The organism is Desulforamulus profundi, assembly GCF_002607855.1.
In genome coordinates, this window is record NZ_AWQQ01000127.1 from 1 (window position 1) to 1579 (window position 1579).

Annotated in this window: 1 protein-coding gene; it reads left to right on the plus strand. The window is 45.0% G+C overall.

The window, feature by feature from the left end:
• Positions 1-490: 490 nt before the first annotated feature.
• Entirely contained in the window at positions 491-919 is a 429-nt protein-coding gene (locus P378_RS17135; protein ID WP_238473386.1) for a helix-turn-helix domain-containing protein, read from the plus strand.
• Positions 920-1579 lie beyond the last annotated feature (660 nt).

Consider the following 1579-nt stretch of genomic DNA (forward strand, 5'->3'; position numbering starts at 1 on the left):
GGTGCCAGGCACCTAACTTATTAACTTTCTGTGGGGTATCTACTTACCTGGTGTATAGCTCCCGGTAGGCCCTCCCGCAGGAGTACGGCCCGCGCACTCTGGAAACGGAGTGCTCGAGGAAATCCCTGGCAAAAAACCGCTGCCATGGCGAACCAAAGGGACGGTCCCTCTGGTTTACCCAACCCTGGCCCTCTGCTCTCAGTTACTACGCTCGGAGTAGAGGGCCTAATTTTCCGTGAACTAAGAAAAAAATAAGGAGGGGGTAATGGGTGTCAGGCACTAAACTTATTAACTTATTGTAAATTGTGCTAAGTTGGGTATGGGTTGACAAAATGGAATAGGCTGGGAAATAAATCAACCACCCGGGCTTGCCCCAGATGGTTGAGTATCCACAGTGCTCCCCTTATAATGGTAATTGCTACATCAACATAATAAGGGGGAACTGCTGTGTATACTCATCCTACCGTAATTACGCTGCAGAAGGCAAGCAATGAAACTCGACCAGAGAAAAGTTTATACGCGCAGAGAAATAGCCGCCAAATGTCAGATGTCTCACACCACCTTTTACAAGTTTTTGGAAAGGTACAAGGAACAAGGCGAGAACGGATTGCACGATAAAGAACGTGTACCAGGTATCCGGCCTAATCAAACGCCGCCGGATATAGAAGAAGCTATCCTGGCTATCCTGGCTTTTGTCCAGGAACACCCAGCTTATGGACCCAAAAGGATCAGCGCCGAACTGAGAAAATCAGAAAACGGCGGAATTAAAATCGGCGAAACCGCTGTATACGGGGTACTTAGACGCAATGGCCTCAATACCAGGCGAGAACGCCTTAAATGGATTGATTCCCTGCAACCTCCGCAGGAGAAAACAGCCTGGGAGCTGGACAAAGGGGCCAGCCAACACAGGCAGGGGTAATGGGTGTCAGGCACTAAACTTATTAACTTATTGTAAATTATAACACCTCCTGGTATAATTTGGCCGGGAGGTGTTTTTTGGGTAGAGATTTAAGGGTGGAACATCCCGGCACGGTTTATCATGTGATTAATTGTGAAGACATGTTCAAATCTCTATTGTACTATTCTTGTTAGCCCTTGTTTTTAAACAATTCCATGGTTAAGATAGTAAAAATATTTATTGCCATAAATTACTAACTATTACTCGACTGAAAACGATCAATAACATTAACTTATAACATGGGTTAAAATAAAGGTGAAAAACATGAAAGCAATCAGAGACCCTGCACGATAACATTATTCTATTCAATAAGACTAAAGAGAAACTGCTTTTAGATCTGATTGACACTAAAGAATTTCAAAGATTACGCCGAATCAGGCAACTGGGCTTTTCTTCCTATACATGGACCGGGAACTTGACCCCAAATACCTGCTGGACAGAGCAGCCAGGCTTGACATCCTGGCCAGGAAGCCGCAGGGACGGTTCTTGTGGCTGGTGAGTAGACAGTTCGCATGAACTGTTTACCAAGAACCTCATAACCGTAACAATTATTAATCAACTTGCCATGGTAGCAAAGATCCATGGCTGCTCTTTCTTACTGGAAAAACTTTGCAGCTGCCG